The sequence below is a fragment of the Actinomadura macra NBRC 14102 genome (assembly GCF_001552215.1).
In the GTDB taxonomy this organism is placed as follows: Bacteria; Actinomycetota; Actinomycetes; order Streptosporangiales; family Streptosporangiaceae; genus Spirillospora; species Spirillospora macra.
On the sequence record NZ_BCQT01000009.1, the window covers coordinates 21,994 to 44,713 of the forward strand.

The window sequence follows — 22,720 nt, forward strand, 5'->3', positions numbered from 1 at the left end:
CCCCATGTCCCAGACGGCCACCCCGTCCCAGACCCGGGCCGCCGCACCCGACCGGCGGCTCGCGCTGCTCCTCATCCTGGGCACGCTGACTGCCGTCGCGCCCCTGTCGATCGACATGTACCTGCCGGCCCTGCCGGAACTGGCCTCGGACCTGTCGACCGGCGCGATGCAGACCCAGCTCACCCTGACCGCCTGCGTGATCGGACTCGCCGTCGGGCAGATCGTCGCGGGCCCGCTCAGCGACGCGCTCGGCCGCCGCCGCCCGCTGCTGATCGGGGTCGCCGCGTACGCGATCACCTCGCTGCTGTGCGTCGCCGCGCCGAACGTGGAGACGTTCATCGCGCTGCGCCTCGTCCAGGGCGCGACCGGTGCCGCCGGGATCGTCATCGGCCGCGCCATCGTCCAGGACCTCTACGACGGCGTCGCGGCGGCGAAGTTCTTCTCGCTGCTCATGCTGGTGAACGGGCTGGCCCCCGTCCTCGCGCCGGTGTTCGGCGGGCAGTTGCTGCGGCTGATGCCCTGGCCGGGCGTGTTCGCCGTCCTCGCCGGGATGGGCGTCGCGCTGTTCCTGGCCGCCCTGCTCGGGCTGAAGGAGACCCTGCCGCCGGACGGCCGCCAGACCGGCGGAGCCCGCGCCACGCTGGCGACCTTCCGCGAGTTGTCCCGCGACCGCGCGTTCACCGGCTACGGCCTGGCCGGCGCGCTGACGTTCGGCGCGCTGTTCACCTACATCTCCGGCTCCCCCTTCGTCCTCCAGGACATCTACCATCTGTCCCCGCAGGGGTTCAGCGTCGTCTTCGGCGTCAACTCGCTCGGCATCATCGCCGTCGGCCAGATCAGCGGCATGCTCGCCGGACGCGTCCGGCTGGAGCGGCTGCTGGCCGCCGGCCTGACGATCATCGCCGGCGGCGGCGTGGCCCTGCCGATCCTCATCCTCGCCGGGACGGGCCTCGCCGGGATCCTGCCCGCGCTGTTCCTGGTCGCGGCGGGTCAGGGCCTGATCATCCCGAACGCGACGGCCCTGGCCCTGACCGACCGCCCCCCGTACGTCGCCGGGAGCGCCTCCGCCCTGCTCGGCCTGACCCAGTTCGCCATCGGTGGCGCCGTCGCCCCCCTGGCCGGTATCGCCGGCCCCGACACCGCCATGCCCATGTCCCTCACCATCGCCGCCCTCGCCCTCGCCGCCGCCGCCATCACCCTCACCACCCGCTCCGCCCCACCGCACGCCACGGCGAAAGACGACCGCCGCAACCCCTGACCGAACATCACGCCAAGTAATGCTCTGATCGCCGAAGTGGCGGGGCAGGTCGCGCGTAGGCAGGGCGCCCTGCGTCACGTCGTGCTCTTCGTCCAGTGGGTCTCGCACGCGTCCAGCCACCGCAGGTCGGCCTGGAGCCGCAGGATCGCTCCCTCCAGCAGCAGGCCGGCGCCCGATCCGTCCGGCTGGCTGAGCACGGTCCGCTGGGCGCCGGCCAGGCGGCGCAGCAGCTCGCTGCGCTGGGCTTCCACGATCGCGACCGGGTCGCCGAGGCCCGACGCGGCTGCGGCGGCCAGCTTCAGGTGGAACTCCGTGGGCGCCGCGCGCTCCCAGTCCAGCTCGCCCAGCCAGGCGGTGACACGGTCCCGCCCGGCCAGGGTGAGTTCGTAGACCTTGCGGTCGGGGCGGTCGATCTGGCCCACGACGCGCGCATGGGCCAGCCCCGCCTTCTCCAGGCGCCGCAGCGTCACGTAGATCTGTCCGCCGTTGAGACCCTCACCGAGCGGTCCGAGCGTCTCGCACAGGCGTGCGCGGAGTTCGTAGCCGTGCGACGGTTCCTTGGCCAGCAGCGCGAGCACGATGTCCTGCATGGGCGACCCCTTAACGGTCAGCCCCATAGATAACGGTTATCCAGCTTGGGCGTCAAGGACTATTCACGGGAGATCGGGAATCATTGGAGGAACTACCGCGAGGGAGGCACGCCGGTGAGCGAGATCCCGGAGCGGCGCGGCGCCCGCGCCGCCGTCCTGATCATCCTGGTCGCGCTGACGGCCCTGGTCGCCCCCGCCTGCCGTCCCGTCGAGGAAGCCGCGGAGGCCCCGCCGGTCGCCGCGACGCCCACCCGGCACGCCAAGCCCAGCGGACGCCGGCCCGGCGTCGTCAACATCGACACCGAGCAGGGCCTCAACAGCACCACCGCCGCCGGGACGGGCATCGTCCTGGACCCCTCGGGGTTCGTGCTGACCAACAACCACGTCATCCAGGGCGCCACCTCGATCAAGGGCACCGACACCGACAACCGGCGCGGCTACCCGGCGCAGGTCGTCGGCTACGACAGGGCCGGCGACATCGCGGTGATCCGGCTCACCGGCGCGACCGGCCTCAAGCCCGCCGCGTTCGGCGACGCCTCCACCGTTCGCGTCGGCGACCCGGTCACCGCCGTGGGCAACGCGGGCGGCAAGGGCGGTACCCCCACCGTCGTCACCGGCCGCGTCATCTCGCTCGGGCAGGCCGTCACCGCCCGGGACGAGAGCGACGGCACCTCCGAGCGGCTCACCGGGCTGATCGAGACCAGCGCCCCGATCAGGCCGGGCGACTCCGGCGGCCCCCTGCTGGACGCCGGCGGCCGGGTCATCGGCATCAACACCGCCGCGTCCGGCGGGACCGAGATGCGGCGGAAGGGCGCACGCCGGGGCTATGCCATCCCCTCCGGCCGCGCGCTGGAGATCGCCCGCCAGATCCAGCGCGGCCAGGCGTCCCGCACGGTCCACATCGGCCCGACGGCCCTGCTCGGCGTCAAGGTCCGCGGCGCCGGCGGCACCGCGGGCGCGCTGGTCGCCGAGGTCGTCCCCGGTACCCCCGCCGACGCCGCCGGCGTCCCCGTCGGCGTCGTCATCGTGTCCCTGGGCGGCAGCCCCGTCGACTCCCCCGCCACGCTCACCGACCTGATGCTCTCCCACCATCCCGGCGACACCGTCCGCATCGAGTGGACGACCCCCCAGGGCGCCCGCCAGTACAGCGACCTGCACCTCACCAGCGGCCCGCCGCAGTGACGCGGGCGCGCCCGGGACGGCACGCGCGGAGTCCTGACGTCCGTCCAGCGGAATGCCGGCCGGTGCCGGAAACGCCAGGTCGTGGCACAGTGGGGGGACCGAGACCCCCGATCCCGAGGATGTGAGCGATGAGCCGGAAGGCGCCCGCCGACGACTTCGACCCGGCCGACGACACCGCTGGCATCGGGGTGTCGAAGCCGAAGATATGGGCCGCGGGCGTGCCCGGGGTCACGGCGGCGCTGCGCCAGTCCTACGACCAGATGGGAGTGCGCCGCACAGCGCTGACGCTGCTGCGCGTCAATCAGAAGCAGGGCTTCGACTGCCCCGGCTGCGCCTGGCCGGAAGGTGATCATCGCCATGTCGCCGAGTTCTGCGAGAACGGCGCGAAGGCCGTGGCCGAGGAGGCCACCACCCGGCGCGTCACCCGGGAGTTCTTCGCCCGGCACAGCGTCGCCGACCTGGCGGGACGATCCGACCACTGGCTGGGGCAGCAGGGCCGGCTGACCGAGCCGATGATCCTGCGGACCGGGGCCACGCACTATGAGCCGGTGGCGTGGGACGAGGCGTTCGGGCTGCTCGCGTCCGAGCTGAACGCCCTGGACTCCCCCGACGAGGCGGTCTTCTACACCTCGGGCCGTACGAGCAACGAGGCGGCGTTCGTCTACCAGCTGTTCGTCCGCGCGTTCGGCACGAACAACCTCCCCGACTGCAGCAACATGTGCCACGAATCGTCCGGGTCGGCGCTGAACGAGACGATCGGCATCGGCAAGGGCTCGGTGCTGCTGGAGGACCTCTACCGCGCCGACTTGATCTTCGTCGTCGGGCAGAATCCGGGCACCAACCATCCCCGGATGCTGTCGGCGCTGGAACGCGCCAAGAAGGAGGGCGCCCGGATCGTCGCGGTGAACCCGCTGCCCGAGGCGGGGCTGATGCGGTTCAAGAACCCGCAGCGCGTGTCCGGCGTCACCGGACGCGGCACCGGGCTCGCCGACCGCTTCCTGCAGATCCGGCTGAACGGCGATCTGGCGCTGTTCCAGGCGCTGAACCGGCTGCTCCTGGAGTCGGACGCGCCGGACGCGCTCGACCACGGGTTCCTGGCCGCCCACGCGCACGGTTTCGAGGGGTTCCGCGACCACGTCCTCGGCCTGGACTGGGACGAGGTGCTGGAGGCGACCGGGCTCGGACGGGACGAGATCGACGCGACGCTCGGTGACGTCCTGGCCGCGAAGCGGATCGTGGTGTGCTGGGCGATGGGCCTGACCCAGCACCGCAACTCCGTGCCGACGATCCGCGAGGTCGTCAACTTCCTGCTGCTGCGCGGCAATATCGGCCGACCGGGCGCGGGGGTCTGCCCGGTGCGCGGCCACTCCAACGTGCAGGGCGACCGGACGATGGGCATCTACGAGAAGCCCGCTCCCGCGTTCCTGGACGCCCTCGCCAAGGAGTTCTCCTTCGAGCCGCCGCGCGAGCACGGCCTCGACACGGTGGACGCGATCCGCGCCATGCGGGACGGCAGGGCCAGGGTGTTCCTCGGGATGGGCGGCAACTTCGTCCGCGCGACGCCCGACTCGGCGGTCACCGAGGCGGCGCTGCGCGGCTGCCGGCTGACCGCGCAGATCTCCACCAAGCTCAACCGCTCGCACACGGTCATCGGCACGCAGGCCCTCATCCTGCCCACGCTCGGACGGACCGAGCGCGACGTGCAGGACGGCGGCCCGCAGCTGGTGTCCGTCGAGGACTCGATGGGCATGGTGCACGCCTCCCGCGGACGGCTCGCCCCGGCGTCGGAGCATCTGCTGTCGGAGGTCGCGATCGTGAGCCGCCTCGCCCGCGCCACGCTGTCCGGCTCCGAGATCGGCTGGGAGGCGATGGAGCGCGACTACGACGTGATCCGCGACCACGTCTCCCGCGTCGTCCCCGGGTTCGCCGACTACAACGAGCGCATCCGGAAGACCGGCGGGTTCACCCTCCCCCACGCCCCCCGCGACGAGCGCCGCTTCCCCACCGCGACCGGTAAGGCCAACCTGACGGTGAACGAACTGGAGGTGCTGCGGGTCCCCGAAGGGCGGCTGTTGCTCCAGACCGTCCGCAGCCACGACCAGTACAACACCACGATCTACGGGCTGGACGACCGCTACCGCGGCATCACGTCGGGGCGCCGCGTCGTGTTCGTGAACCCCGACGACCTCGCCGCCCTCGGCATCGCCGACGGCGCGATCGTGGACCTCGTCTCGGAGTGGGCGGACGGGGTCGAGCGGCGCGCGCCGTCCTTTCGCGTGGTCGCCTACCCCACGGCGCGGGGCTGCGCGGCGGCCTACTTCCCCGAGACCAATGTGCTGGTCCCTCTCGACAGCACCGCCGACATCAGCAACACGCCAACGTCCAAGTCGATCATCGTTCGGCTGTGTTAGCCGCAATTCCCCGCCGAGGGGCCCTCTCACGCGGGCCGGTGGCACGCTCGCGCGACCGTTGATGACGTTCCGCGGGAGACTCTAGGCTCGGTGCATGACGAACCTCCCTGAACCCGCCGGTCCGTCCGGACGGCCGGAGATGCGGGCCGCCGACGCCGACCGTGAGCGGGCCGCCCACGTCCTGCGCGAGGCGGCGGGTGAGGGACGGCTGACCCTGGAGGAACTGGACGAGCGACTGGACGCGGTGTATGCGGCCAAGACCTACGCGGAACTGGAGCCGATCACCCGGGACCTGCCCGTGCCGGGGTCGCCCGCCCCGCCCGCGCACCCGTCCGGGACGGACTACCGGCCGGTCGACGGTGCCCCGTCCTGGCGGGGCGGCATCGGGATCATGAGCGGTTTCCGGCGCTCGGGTGTGTGGAACGTCCCCCGCCGGTTCGCGGCGTTCACGTTCTGGGGCGGCGGCAAGATCGATTTGCGTGAGGCCCGGTTCACCGAGGGCGAGGTGACGATCAGCGCGCTGGCCGTCATGGGCGGCGTCGAGGTCATCGTGCCGGACGATCTCAGCGTGCACGTCAAGGGCCTTGGCATCATGGGCGGGTTCGACCAGCGGGCGAGCGGCCCCGGTGTCCCCGGCGCCCCGAAGGTCGTCGTCCGGGGCCTGGCGTTCTGGGGCGGCGTCAACGTCAAGCGCCGGGCACGCAAGCAGGACAAGCGGCTGCGCAAGGAGATGCGGCGCCGCGAGGCCGCCGAGATCGAGGGTCCGGAGACCTCCTGACGGCGCTAGCCGAGCGGGGGCGGGCCGTCCCGCCACGGCCTCGCCTGCTCGTAGGCCCGGCAGGCGGCCATGACCAGGGCGTCGGCATGGCGGGCGCCGACCACCTGGAGCCCGGCGGGCAGCCCCTCGGACGTGCGGCCGCACGGCAGGCTCGCGGCGGGTTGCTGCGTCATGTTGAACGGGTAGGTGAACGGGGTCCAGCCCGTCCAGCGGCGGGACGGCGCGCCCGGCGGGACCTCCCGGCCCGCCTCGAACGCGGCGATCGGCACCGTCGGGGTGAGCAGCAGGTCGTACCGCTCATGGAACAGGCCCATGATCCGGCCGAGCTCCATCCGGCGGGCGGTGGCGCCCAGGTAGTCCCCGGCCGACAGCGTGGCGCCCCGGTCGCAGACCTCGCGCAGGCCCGGGTCGAGCCGCGTGCGGGCCTGCGGCGGCAGGTTCTCGACGACCTTGGCGGCGCCCGCGAACCACAGGGCCTCGAAGTCCTCCACCGGGTCGGCGAAGCCCGGTTCGGCCTGCTCGACCTTGGCGCCGAGCTCGGTGAACACCTCGGCCGCGGCGGCGACGAGCGCCGCCACGTCCGGGTCCACGGAGGCGTACCCGAGGTCGGGGCTGAACGCGATGCGCAGCCCGCTCAGGTCGGCGCCCTCGTCCGGCCCGCCGGTGAAGGGGGCACCGGGCGGGGGCAGCGACGACCAGTCCCGGGCGTCCGGGCCGCAGACCGCGTCGAGCAGCAGCGCCGCGTCCGCGACGCTGCGGGTCATCGGCCCGATGTGGGCGAGCGTGCCGAACGGGCTGGCCGGGTAGTGCGGGATGCGGCCGTAGGTCGGTTTGAGGGTGAACGTGCCGGTGAACGCGGCGGGGATACGCACCGAGCCGCCGCCGTCGGTGCCGAGCGCGAGCGGCGCCATGCCCGCCGCGACCGCCGCCGCGGCGCCGCCGCTGGACCCGCCGGGCGTGCGGGTGGGGTCCCAGGGGTTGCGCGTGACGCCGGTGAGCGGGGAGTCGGTGACGCCCTTCCACGCGTACTCGGGCGTGGTGGTCTTGCCGACCAGCACCGCGCCCTGCTCGCGGAGCCGCGCCACGGACGGCGCGTCCTCCTCCCAGGGGCCGGACGGGTCGATGGACTTCGAGCCGCGCAGCGTGGGCCAGCCGCGGGTGAGCAGGACGTCCTTGATGGACACGGGCACGCCGTCCAGCGCGCCGAGGGTCGCGCCGCGCCGCCACCGGTCGGCCGAGGCGCGCGCGGCGGCCATCGCCGAGTCGGCCGCCACGAGGCAGAACGCGTTGAGCCGCGGGTTCTCGCGCCCGATCCGCGCCAGGACGGCCTCGGTCGCCTCGACCGGGGACAGCGTCCCGGCCCGGTAGCCGTCCAGCATCTCGGTCGCGGTCAGGTCCGCCGGATCGGTCATCCTCGCCCCCTGTTCGAGCCCACATAGCCCAGGTTCTTGTCCACCACGTTGCGCAGCTGACGCCCGTCGATCCAACGCCGGAGGTTCCCGGCGAACACGCGGACCAGGTCCTCCCGCCAGCCGGTCGCGTCACCCGACATGTGCGGGGAGACGATCACGTTCGGCATGCCCCACAGCGGGGAGGAGGGCGGGAGCGGCTCGTCCACGAACACATCGAGCGCGGCGCCCGCGATCCGCTCCGCGCGCAGCGCGGCGATCAGGTCGTCCTCGACGACGAGTTGCCCGCGGCCGACGTTGATCAGGCGTGCGGTGGGCTTCATCCGGTCGAGCATGGCGGCGTCGATCATGTCGCGGGTCTGCTCGGTGAGCGGGGCGGCGAGCACGACGTAGTCGGCCTCGATGATCGCCTCGTCCAGCAGCTCCACCGGGTGGACGGTGCCGAAGTCGGGGTCGGACGCGCGGGCGGTGCGGCCCGCGCCGGACACGCCGAGCCCCGCCGCGGTGAGCCGGCGGCCGATCGCGCGGCCGATGGGGCCGGTGCCGATGACCAGCGCGTGGGCCCCGGTGATCCGCTCGGTCTCGCGGTGCCGCCACCGCCGCTCGTCCTGGAGCCGGACGGTGGCGGGCAGGTCCTTCGCGAAGGCCAGCACGAGCCCGAGGACGTACTCGGCGATCGGCTCGTCGAAGACGCCCCGCGAGTTGGTGACGATGGTGTCGGCCTCGATCAGCGCGGGGAACAGCAGCCGGTCGACGCCCGCGCTCGCGATGTGCACCCAGCGTGGCCCGCCGGACGACGGCCACGCCTTGGGGAGCGCGCCGGACCAGAAGTCCCACAGGAACAGGACGTCGGCATCGGGTAGCGCGGCGGCCAGTTCCGGCTCACGCACGTAGCGCACGCGCATCGACGCCCACATCGCCGGCCCCACCGCCGCCTCCACCGCGGCCATGCCCGGCGGCCCGTCCTTCCCGGTCAGGACCACCACGGCGGGCGATCCTGCGGGCGCGGGCGGCACCTGCTCCATCGGCGACCCCTCCGAACAGCGTTGATTTAACAAGAAGGCAACTCGCGAAGGCATTGACACGCTAGGAAGGCTTCGTAGGATTGTCAACAATCAGCGCGGTCCAACGAGCATCCACGGCCGCGATGACCACGTGCTGCAAGACCGTCGCAACCGCTGCACAGGGCCAGGACGGATCCCAGAGCGCTCTAACGGAAGAGTCCTTTCGGGTGGCGACGCTCTCGCCCACCCCTGTCCGCGGGGAGGTCCGGCATGTCGAGGCTGATGACCATTTCACTGGAGCGGCGCGGCGTCTCGTGCGTCGCCGAGTTGCTGGAGAAGGACGCGCCGCGCACCTGTGAGGCGGTGTGGCGCGCCCTTCCCCTCGAAGGCGACGCCTACCACGCCAAGTACGCCCGCAACGAGGTGTACACCATGGTGGAGCGGTTCACCGACGAGGAGGTCGGGCTGGAGAACCCGACCGTCACGCCCATCCCGGGCGACGTCGTGTACTTCTCCTTCCCCGGTGGGATGCTCGACCGGGCGTTCAAGGAGGAGAAGAACATCCACGGGCTGCCCGGCGTGATCGACCTGGCGATCTTCTACGGCCGCAACAACCTGCTGCTGAACGGCGACGTCGGCTGGGTGCCCGGGAACGTCTACGCCACGATCGTCGAGGGCCTGGACCGTATGGCCGAGGCGTGCAACGACGTGTGGCGGTCGGGTGCCGTGGGAGAACGCCTGGTCTACCGTCGCGCCGAGTCCTGAGCGGCGGCGCCCAGATGACCTTCGACCCCACCCTGGTCGTCGGCCCCGAGCTGCTCGCCCAGCACGGCGTCGGCGTGGTCGCCCCGTTCGACTTCGCCCTCGACCGTGAACTGTGGCGGTGGACCCCCGACGACGTGTCGCTGTTCATGACCCGGCTGCCGTACGTCCCGGTGCCGGTGACGGTGGAGATGGCCACCGCGCTGTCGGACCACTCCATCGTCCGGCAGGCGACCCGGGACGTGTTGGCGCCCGAGCCGCTCGCCGTCGCGTACGCGTGCGCCTCGGGCAGCTTCATCCGGGGTGCGGAGGGCGAGCGGGAGCTGTACCGGACGATGCGGGCGGCGGGCGCGCCGGCGGTGGCGACCACCTCGGGCGCGCTCGTGGAGTCGCTGCGGCTGCTGGGCGCGTCGCGGATCGCCGTCGTCACCCCCTACATCGACGCCGTCACCGACCGGCTCGTCTCCTTCCTCGGCGAGTACGGCATCACCGTGGTCGCGTCCGTCGGGATGGGGCTGCTCAGCCATATCTGGAAGGTCGGATACGGCGAGATCGTCAACGCCGTGTCGGCCGTGGACCGGGCGGACGCCGAGGCCGTGTACATCAGCTGCACGAACGTGCCGACCTACGACATCATCGCGCCGCTGGAACGGATGATCGCCAAGCCCGTCCTCACGGCCAATCAGGTGACGATGTCCTCGTCGCTGCGCGCGATGGGGCGCACGCCCGTCGGCCCCGAGCAGTCGCTGATCCAGCTCACCCGCCCGACCGCCGCCTGATCCATGATCGAGAAGGGTAGGATTGTCGACAACATGCCCCAGAACGGACCGCGCGCCGGGTTCCTCTACCCCGGCTACAGCGCCGAAGACGACTACCCCGCGATCGAACGCGCCCTCGGCGGCGTGAGCCTGCCGGTCGTGCACACCCTCATGCGCGAGGACGCCCACCGGGTGGACGCGCTCCTGGACATCGGGGGTGCCGACGTGCTCGCCGAGGGGGCCCGCGCGCTGCGCGGGCTGGGCGTGCAGGCCGCTGTGTGGGCGTGCACCAGCGGAAGCTTCGTGTTCGGCTGGGACGGCGCCGCCGCCCAGGTCGAGGGCGTGCGCGAGGCGGCGGGGGTCCCCGCGTCCAGTACCTCCTTCGCGTTCGTGAACGCGGCGCGGCATCTGGACGTGCGGCGGGTGGCGGTCGCCGCGACCTACCCCGCCGACGTCGCCGAGCGGTTCGGGGCGTTCCTCGGCCACGCCGGCATCGAGGTGGTGGCGCTGTCCGCGCGCGGCATCGTCACCGCCGCCGAGGTCGGCACGCTCGGCCGCGCCGAGGTCCTGGAGTTCGTCGCGGCCAACAACCATCCGGACGCCGAGGCGATCCTGGTTCCCGACACCGCACTGCACACCGTGTCCTGGCTCGACGACCTGGAGGCACGGGTCGGCAAGCCGGTCCTTACCGCCAACCAGGTCAGCGTCTGGGAGGGTCTGCGGCTCGCGGCCAGCACGAGCGGGCCGCGACCGCGCACCGGCCTCGGCACGCTGTTCGCGACGCCCGCCACCGCGGCCGCTCCCGGGCCGGTGCCGGTGCCGGTGCAACCTATCTGAATACAGACGAAAGGGGCCCGCGGATGGGCCGATTGGGTGAGCTGGAACCCGTCCCCCGCAAGTCGACCGTCGAGATCGTTTCCGACGAGCTGCGGTCGGCGATCATGTACGGCTCGCTGGAACCGGGCGCGCAGCTCGGCGAGGCCGAGCTCGCCGCGCGGCTCGGTATCAGCCGCGGTCCGCTGCGCGAGGCCATGCAGCGCCTCGTCCAGGAGGGGCTGCTGGTCAGCGAGCCGCACCGCGGACTGTTCGTGATCACCCTGGACCGGGGCGACGTCGAGGACGTCTACCTGGCGCGACTCGCGATCGAGCGGGAGGCGTGCCGGCTGATCATGGAGCGGAACCGGGGCGAGGCCGTCGCCCGGCTGACCGAGGCCCTGGAGGCCCTCGTCGACGCGGCGCGCGAGCGGGACCGGGTCGCGATGAGCGACGCCGACCAGGCGTTCCACGAGGTGCTGGTGAGCTCGTCCGGCAGCCCCCGCCTGGAGCGGATGGCGCACACGCTGCTGGTCGAGACGCGCATGTGCCTGAACGCGCTCCAGGACACCTACCCCGAGCCGTCCGAGCTCGTCGACGAACACCGCCGGCTGGTGGACGCGATCGGCGACGGCGAGGAGGCGCGGCTGCTGCTGCTCATCGAGGAGCACATGACCGACTCCATCGAACGGCTCCGCCCGCCCTGACCCCAGGCCGGGCCCGCTCTGGACAGGAGGGCAAGCCTGTGATGGCATAGATTGTCGACAATCTGCAATCTTAGTCCGGGAGTGCACCCACCATGGCGACGCTGTCCCCCCTGCTCAAGCAGGCCACCCCGGTCCTCGCCGCGCGCGGCGAGGGCGTGTACCTCTACGACACCGCCGGGCGCCGGCACCTCGACTTCACCGCGGGCATCGGCGTCACCGGGACCGGCCACTGCCACCCGCGGGTGGTCGAGGCCGCGCAGAAGCAGGTGGCGACGCTGATCCACGGGCAGTACACGACGGTCATGCACGAACCGCTGCTGCGGCTGACCGAGGCGCTCGGGGACGTGCTGCCCGCGCCCCTGGACTCGCTGTTCTTCCTCAACAGCGGCAGCGAGGCCGTCGAGGCGTCGATCCGGCTGGCGCGGCACGCCACCGGACGGCAGAACATCGTCGTCTTCCAGGGCTCCTTCCACGGCCGGACGATGGGCGCCGCCGCGCTCACCACGGCGGGCACCAAGTTCCGCGCCGGGATCGGCCCGCTGATGCCGGGCGTCGCCGTCGCCCCGTTCCCGCAGTCCTACCGGTACGGCTGGGACGAAGACGAGGCGACCCGCTTCGCGCTCCGCGAACTGGACTACCTCCTCGCCACCGCCAGTTCCCCCGCCGACACCGCCGCGCTCGTCGTCGAGCCCGTCCTCGGCGAGGGCGGCTACATCCCCGCCCCGGCCGCCTTCCTGGAGGGACTGCGCGAGCGCGCCGACCGGCACGGCGCGCTGCTCATCGTCGACGAGGTCCAGACCGGATTCGGCCGGACGGGCCGCTTCTGGGGCCACGAGCACTCGGCCGCGCGTCCCGACATCCTGATCACGGCCAAGGGCCTGGCCAGCGGGTTCCCGCTGTCGGCCATCGCCGCGCCGACCGCCCTCATGGAGAAGGCGTGGCCGGGGTCGCAGGGCGGCACCTACGGCGGCAACGCGGTCGCGTGCGCGGCCGCCCTCGCCACCCTGGAGGTCATCCGCGACGAGGACCTCGTCGCCAATGCCCGGCGCCAGGGCGCCCGGCTGAGCGACGGCCTGCGCAAGGTCGCCGCCGACCACCCGGTGATCGGCGACGTCCGCGGCCTCGGGCTGATGCAGGCCAGCGAGTTCACCACGCCGGGCGGCGAGCCCGACGCCGCGACCGCTCAACGCGCCCACAAGGCCGCCGCCGAGCACGGGCTGCTGCTGCTGACCTGCGGCCCCTTCGGCAACGTCGTCCGGATGATCCCGCCGCTGATCGTCGATGACGCCCAGATGGACGACGCCCTGTCCCGGTGGTCGGCCGCCGTCGCCGACGCGGTGGGGTGAAACCGCCCCCGGGCTAGAATCCGAATCCGATTCTAAGCTGGGAGCGGCGTTGGATGTGTGGAACACCCCGAGCGCGCGGCGCTGCACGGCATCGCGCTCCCCCACCCGAACCTGGTCGGCGGGGAGAACAGCGGCTTCCTACAGATCGTCCAGAACTTCGTGTCCGAGCGGCTGTCGCTCGCCGTCCAGGCGTACGCGACGGCGCAGCGCTGCGTGGACCTCGCCCTGACGTGGGTCCGGGCCCACGAGACGTTCGGCCGGCCCCTGTAGTCCCGCCAGCTCGTCCGGCACAAGATCGTGGAGATGGCCCGCCAGGTGGACGTCGTCCGCACCTACACCCGCTCGGTCGCCGAGCCGCACGCCGCCGGGCAGGACGTCCTCACCGAGACCGCGTCTGCTGCCTGTTAGGCCTGAACGACCGCGCCCTCGGCCAGGAGGGCCTCGGTGTCGGTGAAGCCGAGATCCTCCAGAACGGCGCGGGTCTGGCCGCCGGGAAGGACGGGAAGGCCGTCGGTCTCGGGAACCGTGCGGGAGAAGCGCGGGGCGGGGCCGGGCTGGCGGTGGCCGGACAGTTCGGGGAAGACGTCCCGGGCCGTGTTGTAGGGGTGGTCCCGCGCCTCCTGCATAGACAGGACGGGTGCCACACAGGCGTCGCCGGGCAGGAAGAGCTCGGTCCACTCGTCGCGGGTACGGGCCTTGAACGCGGCGGCGATGCGGTCGCGGAGTTCCGGCCACCCGGCTTGGTCATGCTGGCCGGGGAGATCCTCACCATCGAGACCGAGGACGCGCAGGAACTCGGCGTAGAACTGGGGCTCGATCGCACCGACCGCCATATGGCGTCCGTCGGCGGTCTCGTAGACGTCGTACCAGGGGGCGCCGGTGTCGAGCATGTTGACGCCACGCCGGTCCTGCCACAGCCCGCTCGCGAGGAAGGCGTGGATGAAGGTGGACAGGTGCGCGGTGCCGTCCACGATCGCGGCGTCCACGACCTGGCCCCGGCCGCTCGTCCTGGATTCCAGGAGGGCCGCGAGGACGCCGACGACGAGGTACATGCTGCCGCCCGCGAAGTCGCCGAGGAGGTTCAACGGCACCTGGGGAGGTCCGCCGGCGCGGCCGATGGCGTGCAGGGCGCCGGTGATGGCGATGTAGCCGATGTCATGGCCCGCGCTCTGGGCGAGCGGCCCCTGCTGGCCCCAGCCGGTCATCCGTCCGTACACGAGCGCGGGGTTGCGGGCGAGGCAGTCGTCCGGACCGACGCCGAGCCGCTCGGTGACGCCGGGGCGGAAGCCCTCCAGCAGGACGTCGGACTTGTCGGCGAGGCGGAGCACGACCTCCCGGCCCCGCTCACTCTTGAGGTCAACCGCGATCGACCGTTTGCCACGGTTGGTGAAGTCAGTGCCGCCGGTGGCGGCGGCGCCCACCGCGGAGGCACGGTCGACCCGGACGACGTCGGCACCGAGGTCGGCCAGCAGCATCGCGGCGAACGGCCCCGGCCCGATCCCGGCCAGTTCGAGCACGCGGACTCCGGCGAGCGGCCCCTTGCCCATCTGCGACCCCTTTCGAACCTCGTTCGGTGCAGCCTAGTGTGCACGATCGAGGTAAGCGGTCGCTGACCCGGGCCCCGGTCAGCGCGCCGTCAGGGCCACCGGCGTGTTGGGGCGGCCCGTCGCGACCAGGAGGCGGTTCTGCGTCCCGGCCGAGCGGAACGGGGCCTCGGCGCGCGGGAGCAGGCCCGGACCGGCGGCGGCCAGGTAGTACCAGCGACCGGCCGGCGCGCGCCACCAGGTGCCGCTCACCGGCCGCCGGGCGTCGCAGGCGCCGGTCGCGCGCTGCCCGACCGCCCGCGGCCCGTCCGCACCGAGGAGCGTCGCCCAGGAGGCGGTGCCGTTGTCCGCGAACGTCAGCCGGGTGCAGGCCCAGTCGGCGGCCCTCCCGCCGTGCGGCAGCGTCCCTGACCAGAAGTTCCACGCCATCGCCTCGGTGACCGGCCGTTCCGGGCGGGGCGTCGCGCAACCGAGCCGCTCCCAGAAGCGCAGGCCCTCGGGCCCGAGCCGCGTCGGCGCGGGTTCCGTGGCGGCCCCGGCGGACGGCCGGTACGCGGGTGAGTGGTAGGTCAGGACGGCGCCGCGCGGCCCACCGAGATCACCGACGGTGCGGGCCCCACCGGGGCCGTCGACGTGGAAGGCGGGACCGCGGCCGCAGCGGGTACGGGCGAGGGCGGGCGCGGTCACTCCGTCCCGCACGTCGAGGGGGTCTCCGGTGAGGGTCTCGGGGCGGGCGTCCCATGGCGCGAGCAGGTAGCGGCCACTGCCGAGATGGATCGGGGCGGACGGGTCAGCGCCCGCGGTCACCACTTCGAGCCCGGACGACGCGTAGCGGGCGAGCCGGTCGCCGCTGCGCAGCAGGACCAGCGCGGTCGTGCCGGAGTGGCCCGCGTACATGAGCTGTGCCGTGCCGCCGCGCGCGCGCCGGTCGCCCGTGACGCCTGCCCACGCGTCCACGGCGCGTCGGGTGAGCGCCCGGTCGTGAACGAGGTCACCGCGTGCGGGCCAGGTGTCCAGCGTGTGGGGGCCGCGCGCCCAGGCGCCGGGCACGGCGGTGAGAAGGCGCAGGCCGTGCGCCGAGGCGGTGCGCCCGCCCGCGAACGAGCCACCGCCCTCGGTCATCACCAGCGCGCCCACGAGACCCGCGGTGAGCGCGGCGGCGGTGGCGAGGGGCAGCAGCGACCGGTTGCGGACGGGGCGCAGCAGCGCGGTCTCGAACCGCTCCGGGCTCGCCCCCGACGGGACCTCCAGCGCGTCGGCGGCGTCGATCACCGGCCAGGGGTCCGGCACGCGCAGCTTGATGAGCTGGTCGCGCACCGCGTACCGCGGCATGCACTCGATGTGGCGCAGCACGTACGCCACCCGGACGGGCGGCTCCAGCCTCGACAGCGCCCCGGTCAGCGCCGGGTCGGGCAACCGGGCGGGCAGGGAACGCAGCCAGGGGCCGAGCCCGATCTGAAGCCGCCGGGAGGGGTACATCGCCCGGCGCAGGACCCGGGTGCGGCGCCGGGCGAGCGCCGCGGGCGAGCGGTCGCGGCGGGCGGTGCCGTCCACGATCCGGCGCGCGACCGCCAGCCGGTAGACCCGCTTTCCCCGTCCCGGAAGGACAAAATACGCCATCCGGACAAGTTCACTGTAAGGCGATTTCGTCGCCGAGTTCGTGATGACCTCTTCCGCCACGGCGGCCACTCCCTTTGACTTCTCCTTTGTCGCAAACCCCGAGGTTAGGCAGCACGGGACGGCCTGGAGACGGAATTGAAACAACGATTACCAAGGTCAGTACAATTCTCGCTATTTACCTGGGGGGCGTCCCCCAGACCCCCGGCTGCGCGGCTCGCCACCTCCTCACTCGCCAGCGCTCGCTGCGGGGGCGCGGCGCACCGGGCATGCCCGCTGCACTCGCTGGCGCTCGCTTCGCGTGCCTGTCCCGTAACCGGTGGCCGAGGTTCATACCTGCCGACGTTCGGTTCAGGCTGCCGGTTGGGGTCGGGCCAGTGTCTATCTGGGGGGCGGCAGGCACGCTACGCCCGTTTCCTCCCCGTACTACGCTGTTGACCTCCGGGGGAACCGCCTCGGGCCGCCGGGCATCGAACCGGCGTCGAACGATCGCGCCCCCGCCGCGAGACCGCCGTCCACCCCGGAAGGACCCATGACCGAGGACGTCCCCGGCTACCGGGTGCTGGAGCAGGTCGGCGAGGGCGGCTTCAGCGTGGTCTACCGCGCCCACCAGGAGCGGCTCGACCGGATGGTGGCGCTCAAGGTCCTGTCGATCAGCGCCGTCGACGACGCGGCGATGCGCCGCTTCCAGCGCGAATGCAAGATCACCGGACGGCTGTCCGGGCACCCCAACATCGTGACCGTGCTGGACACCGGCACCACCCGGTCCGGCCGCCCCTACATCGCGATGGAGTACTTCGAGCACGGCGCGCTCACCGACCGGCTCGCGCGGGAGGGGCCGCTGCCGCTGGCCGAGGTGCTGCGCATCGGCGTGAAGATGGCGGGCGCGCTGGCCGCCACCCACGAGACCGACGTGCTGCACCGCGACGTCAAGCCGCAGAACGTGCTCGTGTCCAGGTACGGGGAGCCCGCGCTCGCCGACTTCGGCATCGCCCGGCTCGTCGACTCCTTCGACGCGACCCACACGCAGGCGTTCACGCCACACCACGCGGCCCCGGAGGTGCTGGAAGGCAGACCCCCGGGCGTCGGAGCCGACATCTACTCGCTCGGCTCAACGCTGTACCAACTGCTGGCCGGGCAACCCGCCTTCAAGGGCCCGCCGGGCGAGGGCATCGCCCTGCTGATGCTGCGGATCCTGAACGACGCGCCGCCGCCGATCCCCCGCCCGGACGTGCCGCCGCAGGCCGCGGACGCCATCGCACGCTCGATGGCCAAGACCCCGGAGCAGCGGTTCGCGTCCGCGGTGGAGTTCGCGCAGCGGCTCCAGGAGGTGCAGGCCGAGTTGGGGCTGCCTGTGACGGACGTGGCCTACAGCAGCGGTTCTGGCACGTCCCCTCCGGCGGGCGGAGCGGCGGGGCCTCTGGCCACCTCGGGTCTCTCGGAGTTTTCCGCGTCCGGCGCGCCGACCGGGCCAAGGCTGACGTTCCCCGAGGCGTCCGGGCCACCCCTGGTGCCGGAGTGGGCGCCGACCCGGCAGTCGGCCCCGTCCCCCGCCGCGGCCTCGTCCGTCCTGTCTCCCGCTCCGTCTCCGACTCTCCCTCCCGCTGTGCCGCCTGCCCTGCCTCCCACGCCCACTCCGGACGGGCCGCGCCGCGGCCTCATCGTCGCGGCGGCGATCGCGCTCGTCGGCGGAGCTGGGCTGGGCATCGGAGCGCTCGCCCTGTCCGGAGGCGGGGACGGCGCGAAAGGCGGGAGCCCGGCGGCGGGCTCGCCGTCCACCGTGGAGCCCCGGAACCCGGGCGCGGGCCCCGGCGACCCCCAGGCTCCACTCCCGGTCACGCAGTTCGCGGCCACCCGCCCGCGTAAGGTGACCGTCAGGCAGGCAGGGCGGACGGCGGTGCTCCTGTGGGCACTGCCGGAGGCCTCGCGGGGACTGCCGTTGATCGTCCAGCAGCAGCCGGCGGGCACCAGGCCGATCGTGTCGGTCCCGGCGGGCTCCCGCTCGGCGACCGTGCCGGGTCTGCGACCGAAGATCGCCTACTGCTTCAAGGTCGGCGCCGTGCTGCGCCTGAACCAGGGCAAGGCTCCGGACGTGTCCTGGTCGGCGCCCGCCTGCGTCCGGAAGGCGCGCACGAAGACCTGACTGGGGCCCGTACTCCCTCCCCGGCCGGCGAACGCCACGTCAGGTTCCGGAAAGTGCATGCGCATAGGTGGGGACGGTGATGTTCCGTCCGGAGAGGACGACGGCCAGCCGCCCCTCCACCTCGACCTTCCCGGCGAGGACGGCGGCGACCCCGGCTGCGCCCGACCCCTCGGCGACCAGGCCGTGCTCGCGGAACAGCCAGCGCAGCGCGGCGCGGATCTCGGCGTCGGTGACCGCGGTCAGCCGGGCGGTGTCCCCCAGCGCCGCGGGCGTGACGCTGCCGGCCTCCAGGTTGCCGCTGAGCCCGTCCGCGATCGTGTCGCCGACCGGGACCTCGACGATCCGTCCGGCGGCCACGGCCGCCGACACCCCCCGCGACTGCGACGACTCCACCCCGACGACACGCACCCCGCCCCGCTCGCCCCCGTGCAGGCGCGCCCACAGGCACAGGCCCGCGACGAGACCGCCGCCGCCCACCGGGGCGACGACGGTGAGCGGGCCGTCCACCTGCGCGTCGAGCTCGCGGCCGATGGTGCCCTGTCCGGCGATCACGTCGGGGTCGTTGTAGGCCGAGACGTACCGTCCGGGCAGGCCCATCGCGTGCGCCTCGGCGTCCTCATAGGTCGCCCCCCACTCGACCAGGCGTACCGGAAATGCCGCGATCTTGTCGACCTTGGCCTGGGACGCGCGGGTGGGCACGACCACGGTCACCCCGGCACCGTGGCCGAGACGGGACGCGGCGAAACCCATGCCGAGCCCGTGGTTGCCCGCGCTCGCGGTGACGGCGGGCTCGCCGTCCGGAAGCGCGCCCAGAGCGGCCAGGGCCCCTCGCACCTTGAACGACCCGGTCGGTTGGAACGTCTCCAGCTTCAGCAACGCGCCCGGTGCCAGCGCGGACGCCACGAGCGGCGTCGGCGGAAGCTCGGCGGACACCGTCCGCCAGGCGCGCTCCAGGTCACCGGGTTCGGGTGGACGGACGGAACGGACGGTCACACGCACCCCCCGGAAGGTGCTCTCCCCCATCGCATCCCCCCAGATTAGCGATCATGCTGGGCGCCGGTCCCGCAGGGAACGGGGGTGCAGGCGGCGTCGCAGGCGGCGGGCACGGCCGGCCCGGGCGGTGACGAGACGTCCGAGCTGGTCGGTGTGATGCCACGCCTGGTCGGCGGCGCGCGGGTCGGGGCCGGCCTGGGCGAACCGGCTGCGGTTGACGAGGTCGGCGAGCGGGACCAAATGTCGGTGTGCGTCCTCGCCCACGGTGGACGCGCCGTACCGCGCCACCTCGTGTGCGGTGAGCGTCCGGGCGGTGGACAGCCCGACGTCGGACAGGTGGTCGAGCGCCTGGTGCCAGGCCCCCGCGATCCGCTCGGCGGGCGGGCCGCTCTGGCGGCGGCGCCTGCGCAGGGCGGGCGCGAGCAGCACGGCGAGCAGGTAGCCGGCGAGCAACACGGCCGCGCCGATCGACGCGAACACCCACCATGGCGTCGGGCTCTCCTTCACGGCGGGCTTCTTCGGAGTGGTCTTCTCCGCCGTCTTGCCCGGTCCTGGGCCGTGCTGCTGGGAGGCGGCGTTCTTCTGCGCCTGCTCCAGCTTCTGCTGTGTCTCACCGGCCGCGACGGAGTCGTTCTTGTTGGATCGGCGTGCGTTGTCGGGCAGGGGGTTGAAGCGCACCCAGCCGAGCCGGGCGAACTTGACCTCTGGCCACACCATCACGTCCCCGGAACGGACCTGGACGGTGTCGCCCACGCGGTTCCCTCCGTCGAACCCCACGACGATCCGCGTGGGCAGGCCGAGGGACCGCGCGAGCAGCGCGTAGGCGGTCGCGAAATGCTCGGGCGTGCCGCGCCTGCCCTCGCCGAGGAAGTAGTCGAGCTGCCGGTAGCTGTGCCCAGGCGGCGCCGTCACGTCGTAGCGGGCGTACCGCTTCAGGTACTCCGACAGCATCGCCGCCTGCTGGATGGGCGACACCGCGTCCCGCGTCGCCGCCTGCGCGAAGCGCCGGAACTCGGCGATCTGGACGGGCGGCCGCGTCGCGCCCGGCCCCCACGGCAGTTCGCGGGCGGCGCGCGCCTCGGCGTCCTGGGCGAGGGCCGCGCCGGCGAGATCGGCGGCGGACCACTCCGGCACCTGCGACTCGACGGTGTACGCCTGGCCGGGGCGGAGGGGCCGCGCGGCGGCGAGCGCGCCGCTGGCCGGGTCGACGACGACGGCCGTCCCGTCGACGCGCCGGGGCCGGTCGGCGGCGGGCACCCACACGCCGGGCAGGTCGCGGATGGTGATCCGCTGCCCGGTGGTGTGCCGGCGATCCGGCCGCGGCCCGGCCGGGATCCGGCTCCCCGTCGGGACGAACCGGGCCGTGGACGACCAGGTCACGCCGTTGAAGGCGGCCAGGACGGCGAGCCGCTGGACCTCGGTGCGCTGGGCGGCGACCGTGAACATCACCTGGTCGGGGCTGAGCAGCCAGCCGCCCACCCGGTCCAGGGGGCTGATGCCGTCGCGCTGCTGCGGCGGCGGGGCCTGCACCTGCTCGCGCGGGTCGTACGGGTCGCCGCTGACCGGGACGACCGGCCCGGCGAGGAACGCCAGCGCGCCGAGGACCGCCGCGGCCGGCAACCCGACCGCGAGGGGCCGCCACGCCGGGCGCCTGTCGGGACAGTCGGGGCCGCCGGGGGCATCGGAGCGCAGCAGGACGAGCACGCCGATCAGCACGACGGTGGCGGCGACGAGCGGGAGGTTGCTGCCGGGGCCGTCCACGCCCAGCAGCAGCGCGACCGCCCACACGCCGAGCACGGGCAGGCACGGGACGGCGCGCAACGCCGTCCGCAGCCCCAGTTCGGCGGACGCGAACGCCGCCAGCCACACCAGCAGGTGCACCAGGAGCAGGAACTCCGGCTTGGCCGGGACGGGCAGCAGCGTGGTCAGGATCGACTTCCAGGAGCCGAGCACGCCCTCCCGGAGCGTCTGCGGCAACGTCCCGTCGCCCAGCGCGGGACGCAGGACGGTGACCGAGGCCGTGCCCGTCCACGCCGCGACCGTCAGCACGATCGAGATCCACAGTGGCCAGGGCCGGCCCGACTTGCGCGGCCCGGACAGCAGCGCCGACAGCAGCGCCGGCACGACCGCGGCGACGGCGGCGACCGGCAGCACCGGCCCCGGCCCGAACACCCGCTGGAACGCCAGCCCGGCGACGGCGGCCAGGCACGCCGTCACCGCGACGGAGGCGTAGCGGGTCACCGGGTGCCCCCGAGCCGCCGCCACGACTCCGCCAGCGCGTCCAGATCACCGAAATCGATCAGCTGCACGCCGGGGGGCTCCGGCGCGGGCCCCTGCGGCCTGACCCGCAGCACCACCACCCGGTCGAAGCGGCCCCGGACGGCCGCGACCCGGCTCAGCTCGGCGTCCCCCGAGGTGACGACGACGAGGGACCCGCCCGCGCGCACACGGCGCACCACGTCCAGCGTGGACCGTGGACCCGGTTCGGGCATGACGGCGGTAAGCCGGTCGAGCAGAACTTCCCGGTCGTCCGGCCCGCCTCGCGTGTCGGCGACCGGTCCGTTCCCGGTGAGGACCCGGACCGGGAAGCTCGCGGCCGCGGCGGCGGTCGCCACCGAGGCCGCCGCGTCCACGGCCAGCTCGAAGTCGTCGGGCTCCGGCCACGATTCCGGCCGCGCCTCCAGCACGACCGTCGTGGTCGGCAGGCTCGCGTCGACGAGCTGGCGGACCATGAGCGTGCCCGTCCGCGCGGAGGACTTCCAGTGGATGTGGCGCAGCTCGTCCCCGAGCACGTACTCGCGCAGGGCGTGGAACGTCGCCGTCCCCGCCGGGGACCGGTCGCTCGTCGGCCCCTCCAGATGGTGCGCGCGACCGGACGGCAGCAGCGACAGCGCCACCGTCCTCGGCCGGACGAGCAGGATCTGCGGCGCCCCGTACTCCCGCGTCCGCCGGGCCAGCCGCAGCGGGTCGGCCCGCGCCAGCGTCAGCGGCCCGACGGGGATGCGCCCGCGCCGCCCGGTCGGCAGCCGGTAGCTGACCGTCCGGCTGCCCCCGGCCCGCAGCCGCGGGATCTCGACGGCGACGTCGGTGGTCACCGCGCCCCGTGACGATCCACCCGCCTCCCCGACGCCGACGCGGTCCCTGGCCGTGATGCCGCGCACCCCGCGTCCGGCGTTGGTGACGTGCAGGACCCCGACGGCGTTCTCGCCGCGCCCGACCCGCGACGGCGCGATCTCCCTGCGAACCTCCAGCCTGGGACGCGGCAGCGTCCACAGCGCCCCTGCCGCGACCGCGGCCAGCCCGGCGACCGCGAGCATCGCCGGCTCGGGGTAGCCGAGCCACCAGCCCGCCGCGTACAGGGCCGCCGACACGGCCGCCGTCCCCCATCCGAGCGGCGTCAGCACG

At 73.6% G+C, this 22,720-nt stretch carries 19 protein-coding genes; 11 read left to right on the forward strand and 8 right to left on the reverse strand.

The window, feature by feature from the left end; translation table 11 throughout:
* Window positions 1-4: 4 nt before the first annotated feature.
* On the forward strand, window positions 5-1,258 hold the full coding sequence (locus AMA02S_RS14035) for a multidrug effflux MFS transporter (RefSeq protein ID WP_067457633.1): 1,254 nt from the start codon (window positions 5-7) through the stop codon (window positions 1,256-1,258).
* Between the two features lie 74 nt (window positions 1,259-1,332).
* Here AMA02S_RS14035 and AMA02S_RS14040 read toward each other — a convergent pair whose 3' ends face one another.
* Window positions 1,333-1,848 (reverse strand): PadR family transcriptional regulator, encoded by a 516-nt coding sequence (locus AMA02S_RS14040; protein ID WP_067458883.1) that lies wholly within the window; start codon window positions 1,846-1,848, stop codon window positions 1,333-1,335.
* A 114-nt stretch (window positions 1,849-1,962) separates the two neighbouring features.
* Between AMA02S_RS14040 and AMA02S_RS14045 the strand changes: the two genes are divergently transcribed.
* From AMA02S_RS14045 to AMA02S_RS14055, 3 genes are all read left to right on the forward strand, one after another.
* Window positions 1,963-3,030, forward strand: coding sequence for a S1C family serine protease (locus AMA02S_RS14045; RefSeq protein WP_067457635.1), 1,068 nt, complete (start codon window positions 1,963-1,965; stop codon window positions 3,028-3,030).
* Between the two features lie 128 nt (window positions 3,031-3,158).
* Window positions 3,159-5,441: an FdhF/YdeP family oxidoreductase gene (locus AMA02S_RS14050; protein WP_067457638.1), complete on the forward strand. Its 2,283-nt coding sequence runs from the start codon at window positions 3,159-3,161 to the stop codon at window positions 5,439-5,441.
* Between the two features lie 94 nt (window positions 5,442-5,535).
* Window positions 5,536-6,219 (forward strand): DUF1707 SHOCT-like domain-containing protein, encoded by a 684-nt coding sequence (locus AMA02S_RS14055; RefSeq protein ID WP_067457641.1) that lies wholly within the window; start codon window positions 5,536-5,538, stop codon window positions 6,217-6,219.
* A 5-nt stretch (window positions 6,220-6,224) separates the two neighbouring features.
* On the opposite strand, the gene AMA02S_RS14060 is transcribed toward AMA02S_RS14055, so the two are convergent.
* Both AMA02S_RS14060 and AMA02S_RS14065 read right to left on the reverse strand, forming a co-directional pair.
* Window positions 6,225-7,631: an amidase gene (locus AMA02S_RS14060; protein WP_067457645.1), complete on the reverse strand. Its 1,407-nt coding sequence runs from the start codon at window positions 7,629-7,631 to the stop codon at window positions 6,225-6,227.
* Window positions 7,628-8,653, reverse strand: a complete 1,026-nt coding sequence (locus AMA02S_RS14065) for a D-2-hydroxyacid dehydrogenase (protein ID WP_067457648.1) — start codon at window positions 8,651-8,653, stop codon at window positions 7,628-7,630. Before AMA02S_RS14065 ends, AMA02S_RS14060 begins: the two co-directional genes overlap by 4 nt.
* A gap of 261 nt (window positions 8,654-8,914) precedes the next feature.
* Between AMA02S_RS14065 and AMA02S_RS14070 the strand changes: the two genes are divergently transcribed.
* From AMA02S_RS14070 to AMA02S_RS44120, 6 genes are all read left to right on the forward strand, one after another.
* Window positions 8,915-9,397, forward strand: a complete 483-nt coding sequence (locus tag AMA02S_RS14070; protein ID WP_174550965.1) for a DUF3830 family protein — start codon at window positions 8,915-8,917, stop codon at window positions 9,395-9,397.
* A 14-nt stretch (window positions 9,398-9,411) separates the two neighbouring features.
* Complete coding sequence (locus AMA02S_RS14075; protein WP_169806823.1) at window positions 9,412-10,173, forward strand: maleate cis-trans isomerase family protein; 762 nt, start codon at window positions 9,412-9,414, stop codon at window positions 10,171-10,173.
* Window positions 10,174-10,206: 33 nt separating this feature from the next.
* On the forward strand, window positions 10,207-10,989 hold the full coding sequence (locus AMA02S_RS14080; protein ID WP_067458886.1) for a maleate cis-trans isomerase family protein: 783 nt from the start codon (window positions 10,207-10,209) through the stop codon (window positions 10,987-10,989).
* Between the two features lie 23 nt (window positions 10,990-11,012).
* Window positions 11,013-11,672: a GntR family transcriptional regulator gene (locus tag AMA02S_RS14085; protein ID WP_067457654.1), complete on the forward strand. Its 660-nt coding sequence runs from the start codon at window positions 11,013-11,015 to the stop codon at window positions 11,670-11,672.
* A gap of 92 nt (window positions 11,673-11,764) precedes the next feature.
* Entirely contained in the window at window positions 11,765-13,018 is a 1,254-nt protein-coding gene (locus tag AMA02S_RS14090) for an aspartate aminotransferase family protein (protein ID WP_067457658.1), read from the forward strand.
* A 57-nt stretch (window positions 13,019-13,075) separates the two neighbouring features.
* Window positions 13,076-13,288 (forward strand): acyl-CoA dehydrogenase family protein, encoded by a 213-nt coding sequence (locus AMA02S_RS44120; RefSeq protein ID WP_067457661.1) that lies wholly within the window; start codon window positions 13,076-13,078, stop codon window positions 13,286-13,288.
* 134 nt (window positions 13,289-13,422) lie between these two features.
* On the opposite strand, the gene AMA02S_RS14100 is transcribed toward AMA02S_RS44120, so the two are convergent.
* Window positions 13,423-14,565, reverse strand: a complete 1,143-nt coding sequence (locus AMA02S_RS14100; protein ID WP_067457664.1) for a CaiB/BaiF CoA transferase family protein — start codon at window positions 14,563-14,565, stop codon at window positions 13,423-13,425.
* A 78-nt stretch (window positions 14,566-14,643) separates the two neighbouring features.
* Window positions 14,644-16,182 carry a hypothetical protein gene (locus tag AMA02S_RS14105; RefSeq protein ID WP_157430571.1) on the reverse strand — a complete coding sequence of 513 codons (1,539 nt, stop codon included), beginning with the start codon at window positions 16,180-16,182 and terminating at the stop codon, window positions 14,644-14,646.
* A 529-nt stretch (window positions 16,183-16,711) separates the two neighbouring features.
* On the opposite strand from AMA02S_RS14105, the gene AMA02S_RS14110 reads away from it, so the two are divergent.
* Window positions 16,712-18,322 carry a serine/threonine-protein kinase gene (locus tag AMA02S_RS14110; protein ID WP_067457670.1) on the forward strand — a complete coding sequence of 537 codons (1,611 nt, stop codon included), beginning with the start codon at window positions 16,712-16,714 and terminating at the stop codon, window positions 18,320-18,322.
* 39 nt (window positions 18,323-18,361) lie between these two features.
* On the opposite strand, the gene AMA02S_RS14115 is transcribed toward AMA02S_RS14110, so the two are convergent.
* From AMA02S_RS14115 to AMA02S_RS14125, 3 genes are read right to left on the reverse strand one after another with little or no spacing between them, the layout of a single operon-like run.
* The gene (locus AMA02S_RS14115; RefSeq protein WP_218004962.1) at window positions 18,362-19,315 is read right to left on the reverse strand and encodes a threonine ammonia-lyase; all 954 of its coding nucleotides are present in this window, start codon (window positions 19,313-19,315) and stop codon (window positions 18,362-18,364) included.
* A gap of 51 nt (window positions 19,316-19,366) precedes the next feature.
* Entirely contained in the window at window positions 19,367-21,580 is a 2,214-nt protein-coding gene (locus AMA02S_RS14120; protein WP_067457676.1) for a transglutaminase TgpA family protein, read from the reverse strand.
* Window positions 21,553-22,719, reverse strand: coding sequence for a DUF58 domain-containing protein (locus AMA02S_RS14125; RefSeq protein ID WP_067457679.1), 1,167 nt, complete (start codon window positions 22,717-22,719; stop codon window positions 21,553-21,555). The genes AMA02S_RS14120 and AMA02S_RS14125 overlap by 28 nt, the downstream gene beginning before the upstream one ends.
* Window position 22,720 lies beyond the last annotated feature (1 nt).